25 protein-coding genes and 1 pseudogene are annotated in these 25,922 nt (G+C 69.6%); 16 read left to right on the forward strand and 10 right to left on the reverse strand.

Annotated features, from left to right (window positions below; translation table 11 throughout):
• Positions 1-351 precede the first annotated feature (351 nt).
• Complete coding sequence (locus D473_RS25965) at positions 352-2,625, forward strand: poly-gamma-glutamate hydrolase family protein (protein ID WP_193373245.1); 2,274 nt, start codon at positions 352-354, stop codon at positions 2,623-2,625.
• 198 nt (positions 2,626-2,823) lie between these two features.
• Entirely contained in the window at positions 2,824-3,375 is a 552-nt protein-coding gene (locus D473_RS0103525) for a sugar O-acetyltransferase (protein WP_017607713.1), read from the forward strand.
• Here D473_RS0103525 and D473_RS0103530 read toward each other — a convergent pair.
• Complete coding sequence (locus tag D473_RS0103530) at positions 3,362-4,018, reverse strand: GNAT family N-acetyltransferase (RefSeq protein ID WP_017607714.1); 657 nt, start codon at positions 4,016-4,018, stop codon at positions 3,362-3,364. The two genes, D473_RS0103525 and D473_RS0103530, sit on opposite strands and share 14 nt — an antisense overlap.
• Before the next feature lie 109 nt (positions 4,019-4,127).
• On the reverse strand, positions 4,128-6,011 hold the full coding sequence (locus tag D473_RS0103535) for an ABC transporter ATP-binding protein (RefSeq protein WP_026126560.1): 1,884 nt from the start codon (positions 6,009-6,011) through the stop codon (positions 4,128-4,130).
• Between the two features lie 176 nt (positions 6,012-6,187).
• Here D473_RS0103535 and D473_RS0103540 point away from each other — a divergent pair, with 176 nt between their 5' ends.
• A complete protein-coding gene (locus D473_RS0103540; protein ID WP_017607716.1) occupies positions 6,188-6,751 on the forward strand; it encodes a GNAT family N-acetyltransferase in 564 nt (187 codons plus the stop codon).
• 24 nt (positions 6,752-6,775) lie between these two features.
• Here the strand turns inward: D473_RS0103540 and D473_RS0103545 are convergent, their stop codons facing one another.
• A complete protein-coding gene (locus D473_RS0103545) occupies positions 6,776-7,183 on the reverse strand; it encodes a helix-turn-helix domain-containing protein (protein WP_017607717.1) in 408 nt (135 codons plus the stop codon).
• A gap of 117 nt (positions 7,184-7,300) precedes the next feature.
• On the reverse strand, positions 7,301-8,098 hold the full coding sequence (locus D473_RS0103550; protein ID WP_017607718.1) for a class I SAM-dependent methyltransferase: 798 nt from the start codon (positions 8,096-8,098) through the stop codon (positions 7,301-7,303).
• Positions 8,099-8,292: 194 nt separating this feature from the next.
• Between D473_RS0103550 and D473_RS0103555 the strand changes: the two genes are divergently transcribed.
• On the forward strand, positions 8,293-9,288 hold the full coding sequence (locus tag D473_RS0103555; RefSeq protein WP_017607719.1) for an alpha/beta fold hydrolase: 996 nt from the start codon (positions 8,293-8,295) through the stop codon (positions 9,286-9,288).
• Positions 9,289-9,307: 19 nt separating this feature from the next.
• Here the strand turns inward: D473_RS0103555 and D473_RS0103560 are convergent, their stop codons facing one another.
• Positions 9,308-10,054 carry a (2Fe-2S)-binding protein gene (locus D473_RS0103560; RefSeq protein ID WP_017607720.1) on the reverse strand — a complete coding sequence of 249 codons (747 nt, stop codon included), beginning with the start codon at positions 10,052-10,054 and terminating at the stop codon, positions 9,308-9,310.
• A 126-nt stretch (positions 10,055-10,180) separates the two neighbouring features.
• Here D473_RS0103560 and D473_RS0103565 point away from each other — a divergent pair, with 126 nt between their 5' ends.
• Genes D473_RS0103565 through D473_RS0103575 form a run of 3 tightly spaced genes read left to right on the forward strand, consistent with a single transcriptional unit; the run spans position 10,181 to position 13,276 of the window.
• Complete coding sequence (locus tag D473_RS0103565; RefSeq protein ID WP_017607721.1) at positions 10,181-11,539, forward strand: sensor histidine kinase; 1,359 nt, start codon at positions 10,181-10,183, stop codon at positions 11,537-11,539.
• Entirely contained in the window at positions 11,536-12,240 is a 705-nt protein-coding gene (locus tag D473_RS0103570; protein WP_017607722.1) for a response regulator transcription factor, read from the forward strand. Before D473_RS0103565 ends, D473_RS0103570 begins: the two co-directional genes overlap by 4 nt.
• Positions 12,241-12,295: 55 nt before the next feature.
• Positions 12,296-13,276, forward strand: coding sequence for a DUF4097 family beta strand repeat-containing protein (locus D473_RS0103575; protein ID WP_017607723.1), 981 nt, complete (start codon positions 12,296-12,298; stop codon positions 13,274-13,276).
• A gap of 7 nt (positions 13,277-13,283) precedes the next feature.
• Here D473_RS0103575 and D473_RS0103580 read toward each other — a convergent pair whose 3' ends face one another.
• Positions 13,284-13,673, reverse strand: a complete 390-nt coding sequence (locus D473_RS0103580; RefSeq protein WP_017607724.1) for a hypothetical protein — start codon at positions 13,671-13,673, stop codon at positions 13,284-13,286.
• Positions 13,674-13,804: 131 nt separating this feature from the next.
• Here D473_RS0103580 and D473_RS0103590 point away from each other — a divergent pair, with 131 nt between their 5' ends.
• Positions 13,805-14,809, forward strand: coding sequence for a Gfo/Idh/MocA family protein (locus tag D473_RS0103590; protein ID WP_026126564.1), 1,005 nt, complete (start codon positions 13,805-13,807; stop codon positions 14,807-14,809).
• On the opposite strand, the gene D473_RS24130 is transcribed toward D473_RS0103590, so the two are convergent.
• Positions 14,787-15,629 carry a GNAT family N-acetyltransferase gene (locus D473_RS24130; protein WP_241474699.1) on the reverse strand — a complete coding sequence of 281 codons (843 nt, stop codon included), beginning with the start codon at positions 15,627-15,629 and terminating at the stop codon, positions 14,787-14,789. The genes D473_RS0103590 and D473_RS24130 overlap by 23 nt on opposite strands.
• A 178-nt stretch (positions 15,630-15,807) precedes the next feature.
• On the opposite strand from D473_RS24130, the gene D473_RS0103600 reads away from it, so the two are divergent.
• Positions 15,808-16,419, forward strand: a complete 612-nt coding sequence (locus tag D473_RS0103600) for a Uma2 family endonuclease (protein ID WP_017607727.1) — start codon at positions 15,808-15,810, stop codon at positions 16,417-16,419.
• Here the strand turns inward: D473_RS0103600 and D473_RS0103605 are convergent.
• Positions 16,406-17,599, reverse strand: a complete 1,194-nt coding sequence (locus tag D473_RS0103605) for an MFS transporter (protein ID WP_017607728.1) — start codon at positions 17,597-17,599, stop codon at positions 16,406-16,408. The genes D473_RS0103600 and D473_RS0103605 overlap by 14 nt on opposite strands.
• Before the next feature lie 55 nt (positions 17,600-17,654).
• Here D473_RS0103605 and D473_RS0103610 point away from each other — a divergent pair, with 55 nt between their 5' ends.
• On the forward strand, positions 17,655-18,257 hold the full coding sequence (locus D473_RS0103610; RefSeq protein WP_017607729.1) for a CGNR zinc finger domain-containing protein: 603 nt from the start codon (positions 17,655-17,657) through the stop codon (positions 18,255-18,257).
• Here D473_RS0103610 and D473_RS0103615 read toward each other — a convergent pair.
• Positions 18,203-18,610, reverse strand: a complete 408-nt coding sequence (locus D473_RS0103615; RefSeq protein ID WP_017607730.1) for a RidA family protein — start codon at positions 18,608-18,610, stop codon at positions 18,203-18,205. The genes D473_RS0103610 and D473_RS0103615 overlap by 55 nt on opposite strands.
• A gap of 201 nt (positions 18,611-18,811) precedes the next feature.
• Between D473_RS0103615 and D473_RS0103620 the strand changes: the two genes are divergently transcribed.
• On the forward strand, positions 18,812-19,930 hold the full coding sequence (locus D473_RS0103620) for an NAD(P)/FAD-dependent oxidoreductase (protein ID WP_017607731.1): 1,119 nt from the start codon (positions 18,812-18,814) through the stop codon (positions 19,928-19,930).
• Between the two features lie 144 nt (positions 19,931-20,074).
• Here the strand turns inward: D473_RS0103620 and D473_RS0103625 are convergent, their stop codons facing one another.
• The gene (locus tag D473_RS0103625; protein ID WP_033352582.1) at positions 20,075-20,923 is read right to left on the reverse strand and encodes an SDR family oxidoreductase; all 849 of its coding nucleotides are present in this window, start codon (positions 20,921-20,923) and stop codon (positions 20,075-20,077) included.
• 92 nt (positions 20,924-21,015) lie between these two features.
• On the opposite strand from D473_RS0103625, the gene D473_RS0103630 reads away from it, so the two are divergent.
• The 5 genes and pseudogenes from D473_RS0103630 to D473_RS26305 all read left to right on the forward strand — a co-directional run.
• On the forward strand, positions 21,016-21,666 hold the full coding sequence (locus D473_RS0103630) for a TetR/AcrR family transcriptional regulator (protein WP_017607733.1): 651 nt from the start codon (positions 21,016-21,018) through the stop codon (positions 21,664-21,666).
• Between the two features lie 228 nt (positions 21,667-21,894).
• Positions 21,895-23,412 carry a sugar porter family MFS transporter gene (locus tag D473_RS0103635; RefSeq protein WP_017607734.1) on the forward strand — a complete coding sequence of 506 codons (1,518 nt, stop codon included), beginning with the start codon at positions 21,895-21,897 and terminating at the stop codon, positions 23,410-23,412.
• A 143-nt stretch (positions 23,413-23,555) separates the two neighbouring features.
• Positions 23,556-23,927, forward strand: coding sequence for a nuclear transport factor 2 family protein (locus tag D473_RS0103640; protein WP_017607735.1), 372 nt, complete (start codon positions 23,556-23,558; stop codon positions 23,925-23,927).
• Between the two features lie 99 nt (positions 23,928-24,026).
• Positions 24,027-24,725: a metal-dependent transcriptional regulator gene (locus D473_RS0103645; protein WP_017607736.1), complete on the forward strand. Its 699-nt coding sequence runs from the start codon at positions 24,027-24,029 to the stop codon at positions 24,723-24,725.
• A gap of 178 nt (positions 24,726-24,903) precedes the next feature.
• Positions 24,904-25,824, forward strand: a pseudogene (locus D473_RS26305) (MFS transporter); the annotation flags it as partial.
• Between the last annotated feature and the right edge of the window lie 98 nt (positions 25,825-25,922).

The raw sequence follows: 25,922 nt of genomic DNA on the forward strand, positions 1-25,922 counted from the left end.
GGGTTTTTCGAAAAACCCAGCGAACTGGTGTTCGGCGCGCTAGCTTGAGCTGCGTAAACAAAAAGCCCCGGACGGTGCGACAACACCGGTCCGGGGTTTGGTCGGCCCCTGTGCAAAACAGGGCCCGACTGCGCCACCTCCCTGCTCAACCAGGAAGGCGACCTCGCCACCTCCCTGCAACACCAGGAAGGCGACCTCGCCACCTCCCTGCTCAACCAGGAAGGCGACATCGTGGATCCTACACTCGATGCCCCTGCCGCAACACCCGGAACCGGTTTTTCGGCCGGGCCGACCCAGCGCCCCCGCGGATGCATGCGCCCCGTCGGGTTCGCTCCTGCCATCTGGGTCAACATGGCGCTCGCACAAGGCCTCTTTCCCACCGCGCGCTCCTTCGCCGTGGCCTCGGCCCTCGCCCGCGCCGTGGACGCCGACGGGCGCTGGTGCTTCAAGCACCTGAGCACCCTGGCCTCCTCCTCCGGCCGCATGCTGAGCAAACGCACGGTCCAGCGCGGGATCGAGGACCTCATCCGGGCCAAGATCGTGCGCAAGCTCGACGACCCGCAGACCCAGACCTTCTTCTGGCGCACGATCGCCTCCGGATGGCGCTCGGCCGAGCACATGCCCTGCGTGCTGGAGCTGTGCATCCCCGCCCGGGACTTTCCCGATGCGCAGCTGGAGCAGATCAACCGGGTGCGCCGCGAGCTGGGGGAGGAGCCCCTGGAGGAGACCACCCGCCCGCGGCTGTATCCCGCGCCCGAGAAGGAGCGCTGCGCCCCGGCGAAGAAGGCACCCGCCCCACGCACCAACTGCACGAACCAGGACGCCGACACCCCCACCCCGTCAAGCACAGAGAGTAGTATTTCAACTACAGAGAGTGAAGAGAGTGGACACTTTGACCAGACCCCCTGGTCAAGTTGGCCACCAGACCTTTCCCCCACTGACTTCTTTTCAACAGGGGCGGGCACGTCCGTGCGTGGGACCTCCACCACAGGGCGGCGCGCACACGCGCTCATCGCACGCATCCCCAACGCCCTGCTCAACAACCCCGCCGGCGACCGCGACCTGCTCGGCCGGGCCGTTGAGGCCCTGGCCGAGCACGGCATGGACGAGCAGCAGCTCACCGCCCTGCTCAGCGGCGCCGAGCAACTGCGCAAGCCCTTTCCCGGGCTGATGAGCAGGCTGAGCTCGCCCCAGCGCGCCCTGGCCTTCCTGGAGGGGCAGCTGGGCCGTGGAGTCAACTCGTCCTGGCCCCACGGGCCCACCCGGGGCCCGCAACCACCGGCCCGGCCCTGGCCCGAGTACGAGCAGGAGGCGGAATTCGTCCTCGACGCTCACGGGCGCGCCGCCCGTACTTGCCCCGACCATCCCGGGGTGCGCAACCCACCCGGTGGCACCTGCTCGGTGTGCGCCCGCCCCTGCCGCACCGATCCCGGCCACGAACCACCCGAACCCGCCCCGCCCCAGCCCGAAGAAGCCTGCCCGGAAACCGAGCCCGAACCCGCCTCCGAAACTGACGGCGACCCCGAACTGGCCCGGCGCATGCTCCAGTCCCTGGAACAGGCAGGCAAGGCAGAGCCCACCGCACCCGCCGCCGACCAAGCGCCCCCGCGCAACCCGCCCGCACGCCAGGCCACCATCGACGCCCTGCGCCGGCGCCTGAGCCCGCCACAGCAGGCCCCGCACCCCGAGCCCGAGCCCCCGACGGCGAGCCCGCCGCCGGCTCGGCCTGCCCCACCCGGAGCCCGGGACAGGACCCCGCTTCCAGGAACAAGCCCGCCCCGAACGGGTATGCCACTACCCGGCCCGGCCCCCACCGGGGCGCACGCTGTCCAAGACCCCCGACCACACCTTCAGGAGGCCCCGATGAGCACCCTCACCACCCGCACCGGCACGCCGCACGTTCCCGCGCCCCGCCTCGGGCGAACCGGCAACAACACCCGCGCGACAACACCGATGACCGCCAAGGCCGCCACCGTGGCCGGGGCGAGCCTTCTGACCATCGCCCTGGCTCCCGCAGCGCCGGTCTCCGCGGCCCAGGACACCTACGCCGACTACGCCGAACTGGCCGCCAACGAGAGTGAGGGCACCGACTACCGGCGCACCACACGCCAGGGCGAGACCGACGTGGCCCACATCGCCATCCACGGCGGCGGTATCGAACGCCCCACCACCGAACTGGCCGACCACGCCGCACAGGAGGGCGAGCACGCCTTCGCCACGTTCGAGGGCATCAAACCCACCGGAAACAGCATCCTGCACATCACCTCCACCAACTTCGACGAACCCATGACCCTGGAGGTCGTCGCCGACGCCGAGCACACCCTCTCCTGGCACGGGGCCGCCGGCGAGGACTCCACCACCTACGTCGGCGGTCTGGACACCGACCTGCGCGAGCGTGTTCGCGAAGAACTGCGCGCGGCCGGATTCGATGCCCCCGAGCAGATCCCCGACGGCCTCAAGGGCGAGAGTCCCGACAACATCACCAACCGCAACGCCCGTGGCGAAGGTGTCCAGCTCGAGCTCACCCGAGCCCAGCGCGATGCCTTCACCGATCAGGACGGCAGCCCCACCGAGGCCTTCCATGACTACACCGCCGCCGTGGAGCGGGCCGTGGACCAGCGTTGACCCGCTCGGGCGGTCNCCACATACCTCAGGTACTTCTCGTGCACCGGGTCGAAGGGGCACCGCGCGCTGTGGGCAGGCCCACGCCCGCAGAACTGCCCCCGACCCGGCGCTGGGCCCTGCGGCCTGGTCCAACCACCTGCGACAGACCGACCCAGGGCACTAGCGTCGAAGTCCCACCACCGACGACAGGAAGAGCCCATGTCCACCCAGAAGGAACGCATGCTCGCCGGCCGGCTCTACAAGGCCGGCGACCCCGAGCTCCAGGCCGATCTGGAGCGGGCCGAGAACCTGACCGTGGCCTTCAACGCCACCCCGGTCAACACCGAATCGCGCATGAAGGCCCTGGGCGAACTGTTGGGCAGCGTGGGCGAGGGCGCCTACCTGCGCCCACCCCTGGCGGTCGACTACGGCTACCGCATCAGCCTGGGCGCACACACCTTCGTGGGCACCGGCGCCGTCATGCTGGACGTGGCCCCCATCACCATCGGCGAACACACCCAGATCGGCCCGAGCGTACAGCTGCTCACCCCCACCCACCCCCTGGACCCCGCCCAGCGCAAGGAAGGCTGGGAGAGCGCTGAACCCATCACCATCGGCGACAACGTCTGGCTGGGCGGCGGGGTCATCGTCTGCCCCGGCGTGAGCATCGGCGACAACACCGTCGTGGGCGCCGGCTCGGTGGTGACCAAGGACCTGCCCCAAGGCGTGGTGGCCGTGGGCAACCCCGCCCGCGTGGTCAAGAGTCTGTGAGCACACCCTCCGGACGCAGGGCCGGGGTGACCTCGCAGCGCTCCTGCCACCCCAGAGAGCGGTAGAGGGCACGCCCGGCCTGGGTGGCCACCAACACCCCCCGCTCGGCGCCCTGATCCGCGCTGATACGGCCCAGCACCCCCATCAGGGCCCGGCCCAGACCGCGGCGCCGGTGCGCCGGAGCGGTACAGACCCGATCAAAGACCGCATGGCCCCCGTGCAGGGCCGCCCACGCCTCAGCGGCCGGCTCGCCCCGCCCGCTCAACGCCAACGCCCGGTGGGTGCCCCCCTGGGACTGGATCTGCAGCCGGTAGGGCTCAGGGGCCGGATCGCGCCACACGCTCAACGGGGCGGTCATCAACACCTCACTCCGGCCCACCCGCCACCCGGGCCCCAACGCCGCCACCGCCTCCGGGCGCGGACCGAAGACCTTCACGACCGTGCCCGGTCCCCTCCAAGCGGGCACGTGCCAGGCCAGGACCCGGGCCGAGGCCACCACATAGCGCACACGGTGCTGGGGCAGACCCACCTCCAAACGGTGGGCCTGCCCCGAACGCGTGGGAGCCCCGACATCGCGGGCCAGGGCCCAACCATGGGCCCAGACCTCGGCCAGGTGCGTGATCTGTTCGCTCGCGGCCTGCATACCTTCCAGGATGTCACCACCGGGGCAAGGCCCGGTCCCGTGGCGTGGCGCCGCCGACGGGACCGGGGCGGGCCCAGGTGTGCCCGCACACGCCTGGGCCCGGTCTTGCTCAGAGACCGGCCTCCACAGGCTCCTCCTCTGAGAACTGGGTGCGATACAGCTGGGCATAGCGCCCACCGCGGGCCAGAAGCTCGGCGTGGGTGCCGCGCTCGAGGATGCGGCCCTGCTCCACCACGCAGATGGCATCAGCAGCCCGGATCGTGGACAGGCGGTGGGCGATCACCAGCGAGGTGCGCCCGGAAAGCGCCTCACCCAGAGCCTGCTGCACCGCCACCTCGGAAGTGGAGTCCAACGCCGAAGTGGCCTCGTCCAGGACCACCACCTGCGGCTCGGCCAACAGCAGCCGGGCGATGGTCAACCGCTGGCGCTCACCCCCGGAGAAGCGATACCCCCGCTCACCCACCACCGTGTCCAACCCCTGAGGCAAACCGGCCACCAACCCACCCAGACGGGCACGCTCCAACGCCCGCCAGATCTGCTCATCACTGGCACCGGGCGCGGCAAGGGCCAGATTGGCGCGGATGCTCTCGTGCAGCAGATGGCCGTCCTGGGTAACCATGGCCACCTTCGAACGCAACGTGGCAAAGGTCAGATCACGCACGTCGTGCCCGCCCAGGCGCACGGTCCCGGCATCAGGGTCGTACAGGCGCGGGACCAGCGCGGCGATGGTGGACTTGCCCGCCCCCGAAGAACCCACCAGCGCCACCATCTGCCCGGGCTCCACGGTGAAGGAGACCTGGTCCAACACTTGAGCAGAACGAGTGGCATCCAAGGTGGCCACATCCTCCAGCGAGGCCAAGGAGACCTGCTCGGCACCGGGATAGGTGAAATCCACCTGCTCCAACTCCAACGACAGGGGCCCCTCGGGCAGGGCGCGGGCCTGCTCCTTCTCAGCGACCAGGGGATGCAGATCAAGGACCTCAAAGACCCGGCTGAAGCTGACCAGGGCGCTCATGATCTGCACCCGCGCCCCGGCCAGCTCGGTCAGGGGCGCATACAACCGGGTCAGCAGCATGCCCATGGACACCACCGTGCCCGCCTGCAGACCCCCCGAGAGCGCGTAGAAACCACCCAACCCGTAGACCAGCGCCAGCGCCAGCGCCGAGACCAGCGTCAGGGCGGTGAAGAAGACCTCCTGGACCATGGCCGTGCGCACACCGATCCGGCCCACCCTCTCGGCGCGGCGGGCGAACTCGGCCGACTCGGCCCCGGGGCGGCCCCAGAGCTTGATCAGGGTGGCACCGGGCGCGGAGAAACGCTCGCTCATCTGGGTGCCCATGGCGGCGTTGTGCACGGTGCGTTCGCGTTCGATCCGCGCCAGACGCGCACCCATACGGCGGGCCGGCAGCACGAACAGCGGCAACAGCACCAGGGTGATCAGGGTGATCTGCCAGGACAGGACCAGCATCACCCCCAGCGCCAACAACAAGGTGACGACGTTGCTCATGATGTTCGAGAGCACGTCACTGAAAGCGCGTTGGGCCCCGATGACGTCGTTGTTGAGGCGGCTGACCAGAGCGCCGGTGCGGGTACGGGTGAAAAACGCCACCGGCATGCGCTGGACGTGGTCGTAGACGCTGGTGCGCAGATCCACGATCAACCCCTCACCCACCCGGGCCGAGAGCAGGCGCACCCCCAGCCCCAGACCGGCCTCGGCCAGGGCCACGGCGGCGATCAGGGCGGCGATGGCCACCACCGTGCGCAGGGGCCCGCCGCCCACGATGACCTCGACCACCTGCCCGGCCAGCAGGGGAGAGGCCACCGCCAGAGCTGCGGTGAGCACGCTCAAGGCCAAGAACAACACCAAAGGCCGAGCGTAGGGACGGGCGAAGGCACCGATGCGTCTGAGCGTGGCCGCCGAGAAGGGGCGACGGTCCTGCTCGGCGTGCGTGGCGTGGTACATGGCGCTCCACGCGGCCATCTCCATACTCATGGGCCCTCTTCCGTGGCTCGTGCGGTGTCGTCGCCACGAACGTAGAACCTCAACCTTTGTTCAGGTCAATAGGGGAGTGGCACCCCGACCCGGCCCCACCCCTGCACGGCCCTGCGTACGAGCCGCCCCACCAGGGCGGTACTGTGGCCAGCGACGTGCGAGGGGAGGGGAGCCCTTTGACCACCACCGACACCGGCCAGAGCCAACCAGAGCTGAGCTACCGCGCCGCCACCGAAACCGACGCCGGCGCCCTGGCCGAACTGGTCAACTCCTGCTACCGGGGCGAGAGCTCCCGCCAGGGCTGGACCACCGAGGCCGACCTGCTCAGCGGCCAACGCATCGACGCCGAGGCCGTAGGCGCCCTGATCCAACGCCCCGACACCACCATCCTGCTGGCCGAGTCCGACCGGGCCCTGGTCGCCTGCTGCGAACTCCAGCGCGGGGTCAACGGCACCTACTTCGGCATGTTCTCGGTCTGCCCCCGCTCCCAGGGCATGGGCCTGGGCAGGCGCGTACTGGCAGAGGCCGAATACACCGCCGCACGCCTGTGGCGCTCACGCCTGATGCGGATGAAGGTCATCAAGCAGCGCACCGAACTCATCGCCTGGTACGAACGCCGCGGCTACACCAGCACCGGACGCACCGAACCCTTCCCCTACGGCGATGCCGCCTTCGGCGAACCCCAACGCCAGGACCTGGCCTTTGTGGAACTGACCAAAGAACTGCAACCCATCGCCTGAGCCCGGGCGCCGGCCCGGGTGCCTTCACCCGTTCTCCAGGTTGGCCGACATCTGCTCCAACACCTGCACCGCCGCCCGGTAATCGCGCTCACTGACGCCCTCGCTCAAGCGCCGCTGCGACTGCTGGATCCGTTCGAAGAGCTCTTGGTGCACCCGCCCCCCGGCCTCGGTCACCGACAACGAGCCCTGGCCCTGCACCCAGCGGCGCGCGCGCAGCTGCTCTACCACCGGGGCCACGGTCTGCTCCTGCTCCTGCAGGAACGGGGCCAGACGATCATCCAGCTCATCCACCGTGGCCGAACCCCCGTGCAGCGAGTGCAGCACCTGCCAATGGCGCCGGCCCAGCGACTCAGCAGCCAGGATCCGATCGAAATCACTCTCGATGAGCCGGTCCAGATGCTTGAGCCAGTAACCGATCGGCAGCTCGGACATGGACTTCCTCCCGCGCGTGGGCGACCTCGCCTCCGAGCGCCCTGTCAAACACGCCCCGAGGTGTGGTGGAGCCCTACCCGCCCGCCCCGGCCCCTCCACATCCGCCCCCCGGGCCCCTCACACCCGGCACAGCAGAGCCCCGCGCGCAACCACGAACACCCCGTCGGGATCCTGGCTCCAGCGCAACCACCCCGCCGAGATCTCCTCCAACTCCTGGCGCGTGGCCAACCCCTCCTCCAGGGCCTGGCGGGCGGTGTCCGAGTCCAGGATGCGCCGGGCCCACATCTGCCCCCACCAGGTACGGCGCCCAGGACTCGAATGGTTCCAGGACTCGACCACGTAGGTGGGGTCGGCGAACCCGGCCGCACGGGCCCAGGCGAGCATGCGCCGGCCCGCATCGGGCTCGCCCCCGTTGCGCCGGGCCAGGCTCTGGTGCAGTGCCATCCACGCCTCCAACTCGGGCAGAAGCGGATACCAGTACATGCCCGAATAATCGGAGTCGCAGGCCGCCACCACCCCACCAGGGCGGGCCAGGCGGCCCATCTCGGACAAGGCAGCCACCGGATCACCCACGTGCTGCAACACCTGGTGGGCATGGACCACGTCGAACATGCCATCTTCCAGATCCAGCGCATGCACGTCACCGACCAGGAAATCGATGTTGTCGACCCCCGCCTCGGCCGCGCTCTGACGGGCCAGCTCCACCGCCGAAGCAGAAGAGTCCAGGGCCATGACCCGCCCCGGGGCCACCCGCGCAGCCACATCGACAGTGATACTGCCCGGCCCGCACCCCACGTCCAGGACCCGCCGGCCCGGAGTGAACTCGGCCAAAGCATAGGCCGCGGAGTTGGCCGCGTTGCGCCAGCGGTAGGAATCGGTGACGGTGGGATGCTGCCCATGGGTGTAGCGGGCCATGGTCCGCCCTTCTGCGTGATCGTGCGAGCAAAGCGACCCTAACAGCACCATCTCTTCAGGTAAGACCGCCGTCTCTGCATGCGAGAAACACAGGGTGTTTGTCGCCCGGTACCACCCACCCGCGCCCGCGGCCCCGAGCTCGAACACACGAGCCCGGCCGGCCCGGGCACCACCGCCGCCGAAAGGACGATTCGTTGGCAACCGGCCAGAGGAGCCACCTCACCCACACCCACATCGACACAGGCACCACCACCCTGCACGTGGCCCAACAAGGCAGCGGCCCCCTGGTGGTGCTCCTGCACGGCTTCCCCGAGAGCTGGTACTCCTGGCGCCACCAGTTCACCGCCCTGGCCCGGGCCGGCTACCGGGTCGTGGCCCCCGACCAGCGCGGCTACGGCTCCAGCCACAGCCCAGAAAACATCCAGGACTACACCCTGCCCCACCTGGTCGGCGACCTCATCGGCCTCATCAAGGCCCTGGGCCACGAACAAGCAACCGTCGTGGGCCACGACTGGGGCGCCCCCGTGGCCTGGGCCGCGGCCCTGATGCGCCCGGACATGGTCCGCGCCGTGGCCGGACTGAGCGTGCCGCCCTCCCCGCCCGCCTTCATGCCCCCGCCCTCGCTCACCCGCCGCCTCTACGGCGAAGGGTTCTACCAGATCCGCTTCCAAGAACCCGGGGTGGTCGATGCCGAACTGGCCGCCGACCCGGCCGCCACCCTGCGCCGCTTCCTCGTGGGCGCCTCCGGCGACGCCCCGGGCCTGAAGGAACCGGCACCGTGGGTGATACCCCAGGACAAGCAGGTGCTGGACACGATGCCCGAACCCCAGTCCCTGCCCCCATGGCTGGACACCGAGGACATCGAGACCTTCGCCCGCGACTACGCCCACCACGGCGAGCGGGCCTTCACCGGGCCGCTGAACTGGTACCGCAACATCGAACGCAACCAGCACCTGATGTCCCCCTTCGCCGGACGCACCATCGACGTGCCGGCCCTCTACATGGTCGGGGACCTGGACATGGTCACCTCCCTGCACGGGATCGCCGAACTGCGCCAGTCCCTGCACCTGATCGCCCCCCAGCTGCACGCCCAACACACCCTGGCCGGATGCGGGCACTGGACCCAGCAGGAACGCCCCGAGCACGTCAACGAGGCCCTACTGGACTTCCTCGCCCACGTACACGCCTGAGCCGCCCGGGGCGGGTTGTTCACCCCAGAGCGCAGTCCCCGCACAGCCCGCCCCCACCCAACCGGTAATACAGGCAACACGTGGTCCGGACGAACCGCTCCTGCCCCGCCGGGCCGGTGCAAGAACCCGACAGCTCCAGGCCCGGGCGGGCCAACAACTCCCCCGCCAACTCTCGGCCCGCCCGCCCCCACCCAGGCATCCCGGCGCCCAACGCACCCACCGCCCCCACCAGAGCCGAGGCCGCATTGCCGCGCAACAACCGTGGTGAGACACGCCCCGCCCCGGCCAGAGCAGCCTCCACACGCCCCAACACCCCCTGCTCGGGGTCCAGGACCGTGCGCCCCACCCAGTCCGCGGCCCCGCCCAGAACCCGGCTCCCCTCAGGCACGCGGACAGCACGGCCCTGATCAGTAGCCAAAGCGATCGACCCGCCGGTGCGCTCGGGATCCCAATGCAACCGGTGCGCCTCGATACCCACCCCGTGGCACAGGGCCGCGGCCACCACCGGTGAGAGCACCCGAGAAGCCAGACCCTGATGCAACAGCGAAGCAGCCACCCGCCACTCCACCCGCTCCACGCCGGTGCCCGACAACAGGGCCAACCGGGCGCGGGTGCGCTCGACCTCCCCAGCCACCACCGCCACACCCAGACCCGCTCCGTCCAAACGGCGCCGACCCGGCGCGCACGCCGCCTGCTCCAGGGCGAACATCATGTTGATGCGCCCCACCCGCTCCAACACCGGCCCCACCGCCACGTCCTCACCCACCGCGCTCCACCCCTCCTTCGCTCACCAGGCCCGGCCCGCCCCCGCCCGCGGTGGTGATCGCACTACCCCCGAGCCACGTGCTGGTGGCATCGATCAACACCGGGCCCCGAGCCTAGGTTTGAGAGTGTGAGCAGCCACCAGCCCCACACCCCGGCCGCCGAGCCCCAACGCCCCGGCCCCGAACCCGCCTGGCGCACCCGGGCAGTGCAGGTCCTGCACCTGCTGACCTCCCTACCGCTGGGGCTGTTCTACCTACTGCCCGCACTCATGCTGGCCACCGCCATCACCGCACTGGCACTCACCTTCGCCCACCCCTGGCTCGCCTGGACCCAGGAACTGAGCATCACCCCCCTGACCTGGCACACACCCATCTACGCCGCCCTCCTGTGCGTGGCAGCCACCCTCACCGCCCGCCTGGCCTGCCGGATCCAACGCGAGCGCCTCGACACCGTCTTCGGCATCGTAGAAACCCAAACCCCCGACCCACTACCGGCCCCCGGCCCCGCCCTGCGCACCTGGCGCCTGCTGTTCGGCCCACACGCCTGGTCCATGGTCCTCTACAGCACCGCGGCCGGCCTGCACGGCCTCCTGCTGGCCGGAACCACCGTCCTGCTCGTGGTCTGCGGCACCGCCACCGCCGCCGGAGCCCTCCTGGCCCTGGTGGTGATCCTGGCCGAGACCGCCCCCGCAAGCCAGGCGTGGTGGCCCCTGGCCCTGATGCTGGCCGCACCCCTGGCCGCCCTGGCCGGCATCCGCCTGGCCCCCCTGGCCGTGGCATCGGAAATGTACCTGCACCGCACCCTGCTCCTGGAAGCCCCCCAAGCCCGAGTACGCCGCCGCCTACTACACGTGCACAACAGCCGCCTGCGCATGGTCGACGCCGCCGAAACCGAACGCCGCCGCATCGAACGCGACCTGCACGACGGCGCCCAACAACGCCTGCTCGCCCTGACCCTGACCCTGACCCGCGCCCGCGCACACCTGGCCACCGACCCCGACAGCGCCCTGGACCTGATCACCCAGGCCCAACACGCCTCCCACGAAGTCATGGACGAACTACGCCGAGTCGCCCGCGGCCTGCACCCCAAGGTCCTGACCGACCACGGCCTGGCCTGGGCCCTGCCCGTGGCCGCCGAACGCGCCCCCGTCCCCGTCCAGCTGCACCTGCACCTGCACCAACGCCCCTCCCCACGAGCCGAAGGGGTGGCCTACTACGTGGTCTGCGAAGCACTGACCAACGTCGCCAAACACGCCCGCGCCGACCAGGTCACCGTGCGCGCCGAACACATACCCGCCACAGGCCCAACACCCGCCCTGCTGCGCGTGAGCGTGGCCGACAACGGCCGCGGGGGAGCCGACCCCGACCGGGGAAGCGGCCTGTACGGACTCTGGGACCGCCTGGACGCCCTCGACGCCACCCTGAACGTGACCACCCCCCAAGAGGGAGGCACCGTCCTGACCGCACACATCCCGTGGAAGGCATGAACATGCACGGCCCCAGCGAACACGAACCCGCCCCGGCCCAAGGCCCGCGCGTGATCATCGCCGAGGACTCGGTCCTGCTGCGCGAAGGCATGGCCCTGCTGCTGCAGGAATCAGGCGTGCACATCCTCGACCAGGTCGGCGATGCCCGAGCCCTCCTGGAATCGGTGGCCACCCACCCCCAAACGGACCTGTGCCTGATCGACATCCGCATGCCACCCACCTACTCCGAGGAAGGCATCGAGGCCGCCGTGCACATCCGCCGCCAACACCCCCAGGTGGCGGTCCTGCTGCTGTCCCAACACGTGGTCAGCCGCTACGCCGCCGACCTGCTGGGAGCCGGCTCCACCAAAGTCGGCTACCTGCTCAAGGACCGCATCGCCCACATCGAAGAATTCTCGGCCACCCTGCGCCGAGTCGCCGACGGCGGCGCCGCCATCGACCCCGAAGTGATCACCCAACTCCTGAGCCGCAACCGCGACCACGCCCTACAGAACCTGACCCCCCGCGAGAACGAAGTCCTGCAAATCATGGCCCAAGGACTCAACAACGCCGGAATCGCAACGGAACTGACCATCACCGAACGCGCCGTGGAAAAACACATCCGCTCGATCTTCACCAAACTCGACCTGGGCCAGGACGAACACGAGCACCGCCGCGTCCAAGCAGTACTGCACTTCCTACGCGGCGCCCACCATCTCTGAACGAGCACACAACGAACACCTGAAGGACCACGACCCCCCACGGAAGGCAAACACCGTGACATTCAAGGCACGAGGCCTCTACGCCTCCTCCAGCAAGGTACCGCGCCGCCCGCGGATGGGCCTGTGGCTGCTTCTGGGCGCCCTGCTGGCCCTGGCCCTGGTGGCGGCCACGGTCCTGTCGGTACTGGGCAACGTCGCCCTCACCCGCCAGCAGACCTCCGACACCTACCAGAACCAGGAACGGGTGGAAATCGACAACCGCACCAGCGGCTCGGTCGAAATCACCACCGCCGACACCGACCAGATCCACATCGAACGCACCCTGAGCACCAGCCCCCTGCACCACGTCGAAGAAACCATCGACGAAACCGGCGACAGCGTGCAGCTACAAGCCCACTGCCCCGGACCGAACCTGTTCTTCACCACCTGCGCGGCCGACTACGAGATCACCCTGCCCCAACAGAGCGATACACAAGTACACACCACCACCGGCCAGATCCACACCCACGGACTCCAAGGACAGATGCAGGCCAGCACCACCACCGGCCAGATCCACATCAGCAACCACCAAGGACCGGTACAGGCCGAATCCACCTCCGCGCTCCTGCAGCTGTCCCACGTACAAGGCCCGGTCCAGGCCCAGACCGTCAGCGGCGACATCGAACTCACCGGCCAGGGCGAACAGGCCCGAGCCTCCACCACCTCCGGCCAGGTGGACCTGAGCGGCTTCACGGCCCAGAACGTGGAAACCACCACCACCAGCGGCGAAGTGAACATCGGCGACTTCACCGAAGCCCAGGCCTCCAGCGTCTCGGGCAGCATCCACATCCGCAGCAACCAGCCACTGCAGTCACTGACCGTGGACACCACCAGCGGCAACGTGAACGCCCAAATACCCGAGGAGGACTACCACGTCAGCGGCAACTCCACCTCCGGCGACCGAGAAATCGCCGTGGCCACCTCACCGCAGGCCGGCGCCCGCATCACCATCGACACCGTCAGCGGCTCGGTGCAACTCACCCACCCCCCGAGGTGAGCGGCCCCTACCCCTGCACGGGCTCGAACCGCAACGCCGCCCAATCCGAATCGATCGGCACCTGGGCGGTACTGCGCCAACCCGCATCGACCAAACTGTCCCACCCCTTCTGAGCAGTCAGATCGGTGATGATGGTGCCACCACGCTGAGGAAAACACACCCACAACCGAGTGCCCGGACCCACCGCCGCCAACACCCGCGGCGTCTCACGATCGACCGTGCCCCGATCCAAAGTGAACAAGTGCACGTCGTCATAGACCACACCCTCGATCGGACCCAGATCGATGTGCAACTCAGCAGGCGGATCCAGCAACCGCACATAACGCTCAGGGGCATTGAGGACGAGCAGCCGGTCGCCGGCCTGCACCCCCAGTCGCTGGGCGAGCGTCTCCGACATTCCTCCTCCTTCGGTGTGCCGCACGGGTTGGCCAGCAACCCCTCTCGGAGGCAACAGTACGACCCCCGAGCCACCAAACCCAGGATCTACCCCTCTCCCACCCTAGAGGGCCCCATTCTCAGGATGCCTCCATGGCAAAGGAGAACCCCGCCCCCCGCTGGGGCGTGATGGGAACAGGCGGGCGCGCCCACGCCCTGGCCCGGGCCCTGGGCCCACACCTGACAGCCGTGGGCTCACGCTCACACGGGCGCGCCCGCGCCTTCGCCCACACCTGGAACCTGCCGACGGCCCACGACAACTACGCCGACCTGGCCGCCGACCCCGGCGTGGACGTGGTCCACGTGGCCACACCCCACCCCTGGCACCACCCCCACACCCTGCTGGCCCTGCACGCGGGCAAACACGTACTGGTCGAGGCACCCCTGGCCATGAACGCCTCCCAAACAACCCACCTCCTCCACACCGCACACGCCGCCGGATGCTTCCTCATGGAAGGCTCACCCCCGCGCCACCTTCCGATACACCGCCTGGTACACCGAATCGTCGCCCAAGGGGCCATCGGGCAGGTCAGCTCGGTGCACGCCCAATACCACCTACAGATCCCCTACGACCCCGCACACCGCCACTTCGACCTCGAACAAGGCGGCGGAGCCCTGCTCGACGCAGGCATACACCCGCTCCGGCCGACCCACTGGTACCTGGGAGAACTGACCGTGGTGGGAGCCACCCGCCCCCTGGCCCCGGGCCAGATGGTGGACACCGCCACCACGGTGCTCGCGCACGGGGCCGGCGGGGCCACGGCCACCCTCTCCTGCGCCTCACAAACACCCAGCACCCAACAAGCCCTGATCACCGGCACCACCGGCCAGATCCAGATCCAGGGACTGTACAGAGCCGAGCACGCGGTACTGCACCGCCAGGGCCATGCCCCCCAACCCCTGTACCGGCCCGCCCAGAACGGCGCTCACCCGCACCAGAGCCAAGAGGTCACCCGGTGCCTGCAACAAGGACGAACACAGAGCCCGGTGATGCCCTGGGCCCACAGCCGAGCCCTGGCCCAGACCCTGGACCGGGTCCGCGACACCGCCACCCTGCTGCCCGACCCCGCACACCTCACCAGCACCCCCCGGACCTGAGCGCACCCGCCCACCCGCGCGCACGCTCGCGCACACACCGCGAGGCGAGGGCCCCGGCCAACAACGGCGCGTTCATCCGCGCCACGACCATGAGCGCGTCCTTGCCCGCGACCCGGTCCGTGAAGTAGGCATCGATACGCTCATCCCCGCACACCGGCTCACACCCATACACCTGGCCCTGAAACATCCTGTAGGCATCACGCACCAACAGCTCCTCCGGCTCCAGATTGGGACCATCCCCCAACCAGTGGGCCGCCTCCTCCGCCACACGCCGGACCTGAGCGGGGACGGCCCGGTACTCGTTGGGAAAGACACGGCCCGCACCCAGGCCCTTGCGCCACCCCGCATACACGGCCGGATGGCGGGTGCGCAGCAGCACATACGTACTCACCAGCGGATGACGCCAGACCTCCCGGACCATGAAATGCAACGTCAGAGCGGCCGAGAGCCCGAACCGGCGGTGTTCGGGCACCACCCCGGCCGCATCCAGATACAAGGCCCGACGGCCGGCGAAACAATGCCGGTGGTAGCCGCCCCAACCCACCGGCCTACCGTCCGGCCCCAGGATCAGGGCCAGAGTGGAGATGCGGTCGAAGAACCCGCCCGCCACACGCGCATCCCAATAGTCGGAATGGTCGACCTCGAACGCGCGCGCGGCCAAGGACCGCAACAACACCTGCACACGTTCGCGACACCGGGCCCCCAAAGCCCAAGGCTCCTCCCACAAGGCCAAGCGGTAACCGGAACTGAGAGCACGGACCTCGGGCTCCACACTGAGACCACGCAACTGCGGGCACGGGGGCCGGATCTGAGCAGGCAACCGAACTCCCTACTTTCCTCACTAGACGCAACCAAACGACTCCTCAACGTAGTTGATCACCCGCACGCACGCCCGCAGTTCCCCCACACAAACGATCGATCATCACCGGCCCGGTCTGCGCCGAACCCGCCGGGCATGTTCAACCAACACCCGTCCCCCGAGGAGAGCGGTCGCTACCATGAGCTCCGAGAAACACGAGCGCAAGGAGCAGAGCATGGGGGCCCAACCCGTACCCGACTGGATGGTTCCGCCCGTCGACGGGTTCAGATCCCAGGACTTGGACACCCTGCCCGATCTGCCCCCGCACACCGAGCTCATCGACGGGAGCCTCGTCCTCGTGAGTCCTCAGAAGGGCTTCCACAGCATCGTGCTGGACCACTTGGTTCAGGCTCTGCGCACGGCCGCCCCCGATCACTACCGCGTCCGCCGCGAAATGACTGTGACCTTGGGCCCGCGCCAACGCCCCGAACCCAACCTGATGGTGGTGCGCGCCTGCTCCATCGACAACGAGCAGACCACGTTCGCACCCCAGGACGTGGCCCTGGCTGTGGAGGTCGTCTCCCCCGAGTCCACCGAGCGCGACCGCAACCGCAAACCTTCGTTGTACGCCGGCGCGGGTATCGCGTACATGTGGCGGGTGGAGAACATCGACGGACTGCCCGTGGTCTACACCTACGAGCTCGACCCCGCCGGACACGCCTACGGCCTGACCGGCATCCACCACGACCGTCTGCGCACGGTTCGCCCCTACCCGCTCCAGGTCGACCTGACCGAAGTCACACGCCTGTGACAGCCCCTGAGCCCGGCCGCCGCAACGACAGCACCCCGTGCGTGAGCGCGGCCAGGAGGTGAACTCCGGCCGCCACCGCCAAGCACAGCATCACAGAGCGCTCGACCAACGGGCCCGCTACAGCGGCCCCCAGGGCGAAAGCCGAGATCTTCAGGCTCGCACCGACGGTGAAGACCTGCGCCCGCAAATGCCCGGGAGCATGGCGGTGGCGCACCGAGAACAACGCGGTCAACTGCGGGCCCTCGGCCGCGCCCAACACCAGCGCGGCCACGGCCATCCCCACCCACGACGGCGCCACCGCAACCAGAGCCGTCCCAGCCGCCTGGGCCAGTACGCACACCAGGATCAAAGCGCCCGGGGACGGGGCACAAGTGCGCCGCGACAGCACCAGGTTGGCCAGAAGCGAGCACACCGCCATCACCGACAACAGCCACGCCCCGTGGGCGGCCGCGCCCAGAAAACGCTCACCCAGCATCGGCACACACACCACAACCATGCCGGTCCCGGCCAGCGACAGGGACGTGACCGCGGTGGCACGCAGCAAAGGAGGCGAACGCAGGCACACGGCCGCCCCCGCCAGAAGTTGAGCCCCGACCCGCCCCTGCTCTTTCACATGGCCCACCACGGGCAGGGAACGGGCCAGAGCAGCCGCCAACACCAGAGCCCCCGCCGAAGCCCACACCGCCACCCACGGTCCGGCCCCGGCGGCCACGGCCGCGGCCAGAGCGGGCCCGATCAGGGCGGCCGCCCCGAAGGTCATCGCGTCCCAGGTCGTGATGTGCTCCAACCGATCGGAGCGAACCAGGGCGGGCAACTGGGCCGTCCATCCACCCGAGAGCACCGGCCCCAGCACCCCCAGGACCAGCGCCGTTGCCACGGCCCAACCCAGAGGAAGAGCAGAGCCCAACACGAGTGTGAGCGCCACCAAACCGAACGCGTACAGAGCCAACAACCACGCCAGCAACCGGGCGGGGCGGGCACTACGATCCAGAGCCAACCCCACCAGCGGCCCACCCAGAGCCGAAGTCGCAGTCAGCGCTGCCCACAGAGTCGAACCGGTACTGATCGAACCCGTCGCGCTCAAGCCGAGCAAGAGCAGGGCAGGCCCGGACATCTCCTCACCGGTGCGGGCCCAGGCGGCACCGATCAGATACCGCACCGAGGAACGGGGCATGTGCATGACCGCGACACTAAAAGGTAACGCCTCAACACAGAAGAGGCGTTACCATGGCCGCATGGACACCACTCACCGGTGGCATGCGGTCTCGGGGCAGTCGGTCCGGTCCGTGGCCGAGCGCACCGCCGACCTGCTCAACACCCTGGCTCAGGAGGATGCGGGCCCCGCCCAGATCGAGGAGGTCCTGCGCGCCCACGGCGAGAGCGAACCACACCTGAGCAGAACCGACCTGCGCTGCCTGCACCGGGCGGCCGCGCAACTGCGCCACGTGCTGCGCGCGAGCACCACAGAACAGGCCGCCGAACGCCTCAACCACCTGTTGACCGCCACAGCCCACCCGCCACGCCTGACCGACCACGGCGGCACCACCCACTGGCACCTGCACCTGGACAGCCACGACGACGCCCCCTGGGCCGAATGGGCGGCCTCCTCGGCCGGCATGTGCCTGGCGCTACTGCTGAGCGACCGCCAACGCCCACCCGGGGGCGTGTGCGCGGCCCACGGGTGCGCCCGGATCTTCATCGACACCGGCAGCGGCAGCCCGCGCCGCCACTGCTCACGCCGGTGCGCCACACGGGCGCGCGTGGCCGCGCACCGGGCCGCTCCTCAGAACTCGGCGAGCACCGCCACCGCATCGACCTCCACGAGCTGGTCCTCATAACCCAGCGCGGCCACCCCCAACAGGGTGCTGGGCGCATCGTGCTCACCCATACGGGCCCGCACCCCCTGCCAGGCCGCCACCAGATCCTCCTGACACGAACTGGCCACATACACCGTGGTCCTGACCACATCGGCCAGTCCCGCCCCCGCATCGGCCAGGGCGGTGGCCAGGTTGTCCATCACCTGTGCGGCCTGCCCGGCCACATCGCCAACGGCGACCGTGCCACCCCGCGCATCCAACGGGCAGGCACCCGCGGTCCACACCACCCGCGCGGGTGTGTGCGCCACCGCCGCATAGGCATAGTCAACGTGTTCGCTCAGGCTCTGACTGCGTACGAGCACGACATCCTCCACCAGTCGGAAACACTCTCCCCCCAGGAACGGGCCCGGACCGGTCAGAGTTCGCCCTTCTGCGCCCGGCAGAACCCGCCCAGCACCGCGCACCAGCACACCCAGACAGCTCACCCGGGCCCGGAGCGCCTCGCACCCGCAGATGTCGACGCCCAGCACCGACCCCAGGTGTTCGCGCCCCCCGGCCCCGGGCAACACCAACCCATGGACGTGATCGTTGTCGGCAGCGGCATCGTGGGGGCCAGCACCGCCTACCACCTGTGCAAGAAAGGCATCGCGACCCTGCTGGTGGAGACCAACCACACCGGCCAGGCCACCCAGGCCGGCACCGGAGTCATCCACCCCTGGCCCTTTCCCCGGGACACCCCCGCCGACTGGGACTTCAAACTCGCCGCCGCCACCCACCTGCCCCACCTGATGAACGAACTGGACCAGGACGGCCACCCACCCGGCTACGAAATCACCGGCTCCCTGTCAGTGCAGACCCAGGGCTCCCGATCGGCCTTCGAGCTGATGGACTCCCTGTCCCGACGCGAGGGCTTTGAGACCATGGGGCACGTGCACCGCCTGGGCCCGGGCCAAGCGCGCGAACTCTTCCCCCTGCTGAACGAACACGACCAAGGCGTGCACATCGAGGGCGGGGCCCGCCTGGACGGCGCCCTGGCCCGCCACGCCCTGCTCGAGGCCGCCCAGGAACGCGGCCTGCACCTGCGCGCCGGCCAGGCCCACCTGCTGTGGGAGAACCAGCGGGTGAGCGGGGTGCAGGTGGGCGATGAGCACCTACGGGCGCCGGTGACGGTGGTGGCCGCAGGCGCCTGGTCGGCCCAGCTGCTCTCCCCGACGGGCGTGCAGTTGCCCCTGTTTCCCGTGCGCGGACAGATGGCCCACTTCACCCTGCCCGGACAGCAGACCCGCACCTGGCCGGGGGTGCGCTTCGGCGACCACGACTTCCACGCGCTCGCCTTCGCCCCCAACCACGTGGCCACCTCCGGCACACGCCGCCCCGAGGCCGGATTCACCCACCAGGCCACCGTCACCGAGCTGTCCCAGCTTCTCGACACCGCGCTTCAGACCATGCCGGGCCTGGGCCAGGCCTGCCTGTCCCGGACCCGGGTGGGTTTTCGCCCGGCCACCCACGACGGCCACCAGCTCCTGGGCCCGCTCCAGGATGCGCCGGGGGTGCTCATCGCCACCGGACTGGACTCCCAAGGCCTGACCCTGGGCCCCTTCCAGGGCAAGGTCGCCGCCCAACTGGCCCTGGGCGAGCCCACCGGCCTGGATCTGGCACCCCTGCGCCCCGACCGGCCCACCCAGGCCCCCTGAACAGGCCCTCGACCCTTGGGCGCGCTCGCGCTCCCGTGGTCCACCCCCCGTGCCTCTGGGCGGGCACCACCGGCCGCGGCCAGATCTGGTGCACACCCCCGAACTCGGGGATCGGCCGTGGGGCCGCGGCAGGCACGGGCCGGGTCATGGTTCTTCTCCTGCACTCTCGGGCCCGGTCAGGTTGCGCTCCTCATAACTGTGGCGGGCCCTCTTGTCGGCCAGCGCGGCGATCTGGTCGGGCACGGCCAGACGCAGCAGGAAGTCACGCAGCCCCTGAGGCAGGACCTGGGCCCACCTGGCCAAGGGCCCCACATGAGCGGGCAGACTGACCTCGAAGCGCGGGCGGCGCACCAAGCCGGCCACGGCCCGGGCCACCTCCTCGGGGGTGAGCAGCCGGGCCGCCCCCGTGGCGGTACCGGCGGCCAGCTCGGTCCGCACCACCCCCGGCAGCACCACCGACAGCTGCACCCCGCTACCGCGCAGCTCCGAGCGCACCCCGCTCAGGTAGCCGAGCACCCCGTGTTTGGTGGCCGCGTAGGTGGATTCACCCGCAGGTGAGAGCCTGGCGGCAGCCGAAGCGATCGTGATGATGTGGCCGCGGCCGCGTTCACGCATGGCCGGCGCGGCCAACTTCACGCCCCGGATCGTTCCGTGGAGGTTGACCTCGATCTGCCGGCGGGCCGCTTCCTCCGGTTCCTGATCGAAGGGGCCCACCCACATCAGGCCGGCGTTGTTGACCAGTACATCGATCGGGCCCAGGCGCTCGCGCACACTCTGCAGGAAGAGCGAGAAGGAGGAGGTGTCGGTGACATCGCAGCCCAAAGCCTCGACCTTCCCGGGAAGCTGCCCAGCGCTCGCACGCGCCTGCTCCAGATCGCGGTCGCCGATGGCCACACGGGCACCGCTGCGGGCCAGGTGGGCCGCCACCGCCCGTCCGATCCCACGCGCTCCTCCGGTGATGGCCACGACAGGGCCCACCAGTACTCGGCCCACACCCGTCCTCCGATCCGGGGATTCCAATCTGACATGCACACGTGTCAGATGCGCGGACAGCGTGCCACAGCCAACAGGACAGGGGAAGAGGTTTGACCGGCAAAACAGCACAAACGCAACCCAGCAGGAGCCGATACTCAGGACTGGACGCCCCAGAACGCACACGCCGACGCCGACAGGCACTGCTCGAAACAGCCCTGGAACTGTTCACCACCCAGGGCTATACAGCCACCTCGGTCAAAGACCTCTGCCGCCGAGCCGGACTCACCGAACGCTACTTCTACGAATCCTTCCGCGACCGCCACGCCTGCCTGGTCCAGCTCTACGACGAACTGGCCGCACAACTGCTCGAGAACACCACCACCGCCACCCGGCAAACAGGCGACCTCGACACGGACCAGATCACCGAGCGAGCACTGTCGGAGTTCATCGACCACCTGGCCCGCGACCCCCGGCGCGCACGCCTGATCCTGCTCGAGGTCGTAGGCGTGTCCCAGGAACTGGAAGAACGCAGACACACCGTCCTGCGCAGCTTTGCCGAACTGACCGCCAACGTCTGGACGCAACAGCTCGCACACACCAACCCCACCCCCCACCAGCACCTGGCCACCATCGGACTCGTGGGCGCCCTCAACCACCTGCTGGTCGACTGGCTGCACCGGAACCAACAGGAAACACAAACCGAACTCGTGCAGGTCTGCACCCGCATGTTCTGCGCCGTCCGCCGCCAGATGGAGCAATGACCCGACCAGAGGCGAAGAAACCCCAGCACAACAGGGTTATGGTGACTTATTGCGCCCCCTGGGGTGACTTAGGTCAAGTATGCGTAGTAAGGTCCTGCGCAGCCGGTTCGACCTCGGCCACCTGCCATATCGGCCCCACACCGGCCCACCCATACACACACCGCCCGGCACACCCCGCCCACCCCCCACGGGCACCGGGCGCCACACCCCTGGGGGAAGGAAACCACCATGAGCTCAACCGACACAGTCGGGGACCCGCGCCCCGGCACCGGAGGGGCGAGCCTGACCCACATCACCCTCATCGCTGCCGCCGCAGCCATGGGCGGGTTCCTGTTCGGCTACGACAGCTCCGTCATCAACGGCGCCGTGGAGGCCATCCAAGGCCGCTTCGACGTCGGCCCCGGCACACTCGGCTTCACCGTGGCCTCGGCCCTGCTGGGCTGCGTCCTGGGCGCAGCCCTGACCGGCCAGATCGCCGACCGGCTCGGCCGCCTGCCCGTCATGCGCATCGCCGGCACGCTGTTCCTCCTCAGCGCCATCGGCTCCGCCCTGCCCTTCACCATCTGGGACCTGACCGCCTGGCGCATCCTGGGCGGGATGGCCATCGGCCTGGCCTCGGTCATCGCCCCCACCTACATCGCCGAAGTCTCACCCGCCCCCTACCGCGGACGCCTGGCCTCCCTGCAACAACTGGCCATCGTCCTGGGCATCGCCGCCTCCCAACTGGTCAACTACGCCATCGCCCAGATCGCCGACGGCAGCGCCGCCAACACCCTGGGCCCCCTGCAGGCCTGGCAATGGATGCTGGCCATCGAGACCCTGCCCGCCCTGGCCTACATCGCACTGAGCTTCCTCATCCCCGAATCACCCCGCCACCTGGTCCGCGTGAACCAGACCGACCGGGCCCGCCAAGTCCTGGCCCGCATCGAGGGCCCCGACGCCGTCCAGGACCGCATCAGCGAGATCCGCCGCGCCCTGGGCACAGAAGTACGACCCAAGCTGGGCGACCTGGCCGGACGCTACGGCCTACTGCCCATCGTCTGGATCGGCATGGGCGTCTCCGCCTTCCAACAACTGGTCGGCATCAACGTCATCTTCTACTACTCCAGCTCGCTGTGGCAGTCGGTAGGCATCGACGAAGGCAGCTCCCTGCTGCTGAGCCTGTTCACCTCCGTGGTCAACATCATCGGTACCCTCATCGCGATCGTGCTCGTGGACCGCATCGGCCGCAAACCCCTGCTGCTCATCGGCTCAGCCGGCATGACCCTGGCCCTGGCCACCGCCGCGCTGGCCTTCAGCAACGCCACCGGCCAGGGCGAGGACGTGGCCCTGCCCTTCGCCTGGGGCGTGATCGCCCTGATCGCGGCCAGCTCCTTCGTGCTCTTCTTCGCCCTGTCCTGGGGCGTGGTCGTGTGGGTGCTGCTGGGGGAGATGTTCCCGCTGCGCATCCGCGCCGCCGCCATGGGCGTGGCCACCGCGACCCAATGGCTGGCCAACTGGCTGGTCACCGTCAGCTTCCCCGCCATGAGCGACTGGAACCTGAGCCTGACCTACGTGATCTACGCCCTCTTCGCCCTGCTCTCCCTGCTCTTCGTGTGGAAATTCGTCTCCGAGACCAAGGGCAAGACCCTGGAAGAAATGCAAGGCTGCCCCGCCCCACCCACCCCGATCCGCCCCCAGGGCCCAAGAACAGGCCCTGGGGGCACACCTTTGCCCCAGAACACCATGCGCCCGCCCCCGCCCTGAGGCCCCCGAGCCCCCGCCCCGAGCAAAGACACCCGCACAAAAGCAAGGAAGAGGCCAGAGCCGACCCCGCCCGGGCCCGCCCCAGAGCGGCCTTGCACCGCAAGAACTCCTCACGGCCCCCGCACCCGAGCACAAGGAAGACCATGGACCACAACACCGCCACCCAAGAAGCCATCACCGCAGAGCTGCACCTGCTCGACCCCCACCTGCGCGCCGACCCCGCCCGCGCCCGGGCCCTGCTGGAGGAAGACTTCACCGAATACGGCTCCTCCGGGACCGTCTACGACCGCGAGGCGATCCTGGACCTGCTCGCGCGGGAAAACAGCGGGGGAGCGGTGCGGCACCGCCCCCACGTACACGGACTGACCGGCCACGAACTGGCCCCCGGCCTGGTACAGCTGACCTTCACCACCAGCTCCGCCGAACACCGCTCCCTGCGCAGCAGCCTCTGGCGCCAAGGCACCGACGGCATCTGGCGCTGCCTCTTCCACCAAACCACCCCCACCCGCAGCTGACACACGCACCAACCCGGCAACAGGGCCCGCCCCCACGTACACGCCACAGCCCCGCGCACCAAAGGGCCGCCCCACCGCGCACACGGTACGGTTACGGCCATGGACAACGCACCGACACGACCGTCCACGTCGGTCGAGGACTACGTGAAAGTCATCTACGACCTGCAGGAGAGAGGCACCAAACCGGTGACCATCTCCGGCATGGCCGAACGACTGTCGGTGTCCAACTCCTCCGTCTCAGGCATGCTGCGCAAACTCAACGAACTCGGCCTGGTCCAACACCAGCGCTACGGCACGGTCAACCTCACCGAAGCCGGCACCAAGGCCGCCCTGTCGGTCCTGCGCCGCCACCGCCTCCTGGAGACCTACCTGGTCGCCGAACTCGGCTACTCCTGGGACGAGGTCCACGACGAAGCCGAAATCCTCGAACACGTGGTCTCCGACAAATTCGTCGACCGCATAGCCCACCACCTGGGCCAACCCATCGTCGACCCCCACGGCGACCCCATCCCCACCCGCGAAGGCGACATCGTCCAACGCCCCTCACTCCTGCTCTCCCAAGCCGAGGAAGGCACCACCGGCACCATCGTCCGGGTCAACGACACCGACCCCGACCTACTGCGCTACCTCGCCGAAGTCGACCTGGGCATCGGCATGCACCTGCGCGTGGAACGCCACCAACCCTTCGCCGGCTCCATGGAGATCACCGTGCACACCCCCACCCAGGACGAGCCACGCCACCAAGCACTGGGACTGGTGGCAGCCCAAGCCCTGTGGATCAGCCCCGAAAACCCCTGAACCACCCACCCCGGCACCCGCACAGGACCAGGGCCTGGCACCGAGAACGAACCTCCCCCTACCCTGAAGCCATGCACAAGCGACGCTGACCCACCACCGGAGGTCGGTCGACCCCGCGGGCACGCGGGCCCCCACCAGGGCCCGCCACCACCCGCGCCCGGCGACCCGAAAGACCTCCATGCGCGCCCCGTTCACCCGCACCCACCACGCGCGCCTGCAACGCCTGACCCGCCCCCTGTACACCTACGCCGTGTGCCAGGAGTTCGTGCTCCTGTACCCGGTCTACACACTGCTGTTCGAACAGAACGGGCTCTCGCTCACCCAGATCAGTTCCCTGTTCGTGATCTGGTCCCTGACCGGCGTCCTGCTCGCCGTGCCCGCCGGCGCCTGGGCCGACCTCCTGCCACGCCGACACCTGCTGACCCTGGCACCGCTCCTGACCGGCGCCGCCTTCACCCTGTGGCTCCTGGCCCCCTCCTACACCGCCTTCGCCACCGGGTTCGTGCTCTGGGGCGCCGGCGGAGCCCTGGCCTGCGGCGCGCTGGAGGCCCTGGTCCACACCGAACTGGCCCACCGCGGCGCCACCGGCCACTACGCCCGCATCATGGGCACCACCCGCGCCCTGGCAGTGGCCTCGGCCGGCGCCGCCACCCTGCTGGCCGTACCCGTCATGGCCCAGGGCGGTTACACGGCCCTGGGCACGGCCAGCATCGCGGTGTGCGCACTGGGTTCCCTGACCGGGCCGGCCCTGCCCGAGGAACGCACCACCCACCGCCACCCACCGCAGGACCAGCAGCCCGAACCCGAACCGGGCTACATCCGCACCCTTCGCGCCGGCCTGCACCAGGCCCGCACCAACCGCCCGGTCAGGTCCGCCCTGCTCCTACTCATCGTGGCCACCGCCTTCTGGCAGAGCCTGGAGGAATACATCCCCCTGCTGGCCTCCGACAGCGGCGTACCCACCGCCACCGTGCCCGCGGTCCTGTTCCTGGTCTGGGCCTTCCTCACCATCGGCGGCCTGATGGCCGGGCGCGCGGCCCGGTGGCCCCACCCGGCCCTCTTCACCCTGTTCGCGCTGCCCTACGCCGTGGTGGGCCTGCTCCTGCTGTGCCCGGGCCGGCGCACACGCACCAAGGGCCGCCCCCGCCTCCGACCTCAACAGGACCGGGGCAAGGGCGGCCCCCGCCTTCGCCCAGG

It is taken from the genome of Nocardiopsis xinjiangensis YIM 90004 (genome assembly GCF_000341145.1).
Taxonomy (GTDB): Bacteria; Actinomycetota; Actinomycetes; order Streptosporangiales; family Streptosporangiaceae; genus Nocardiopsis; species Nocardiopsis xinjiangensis.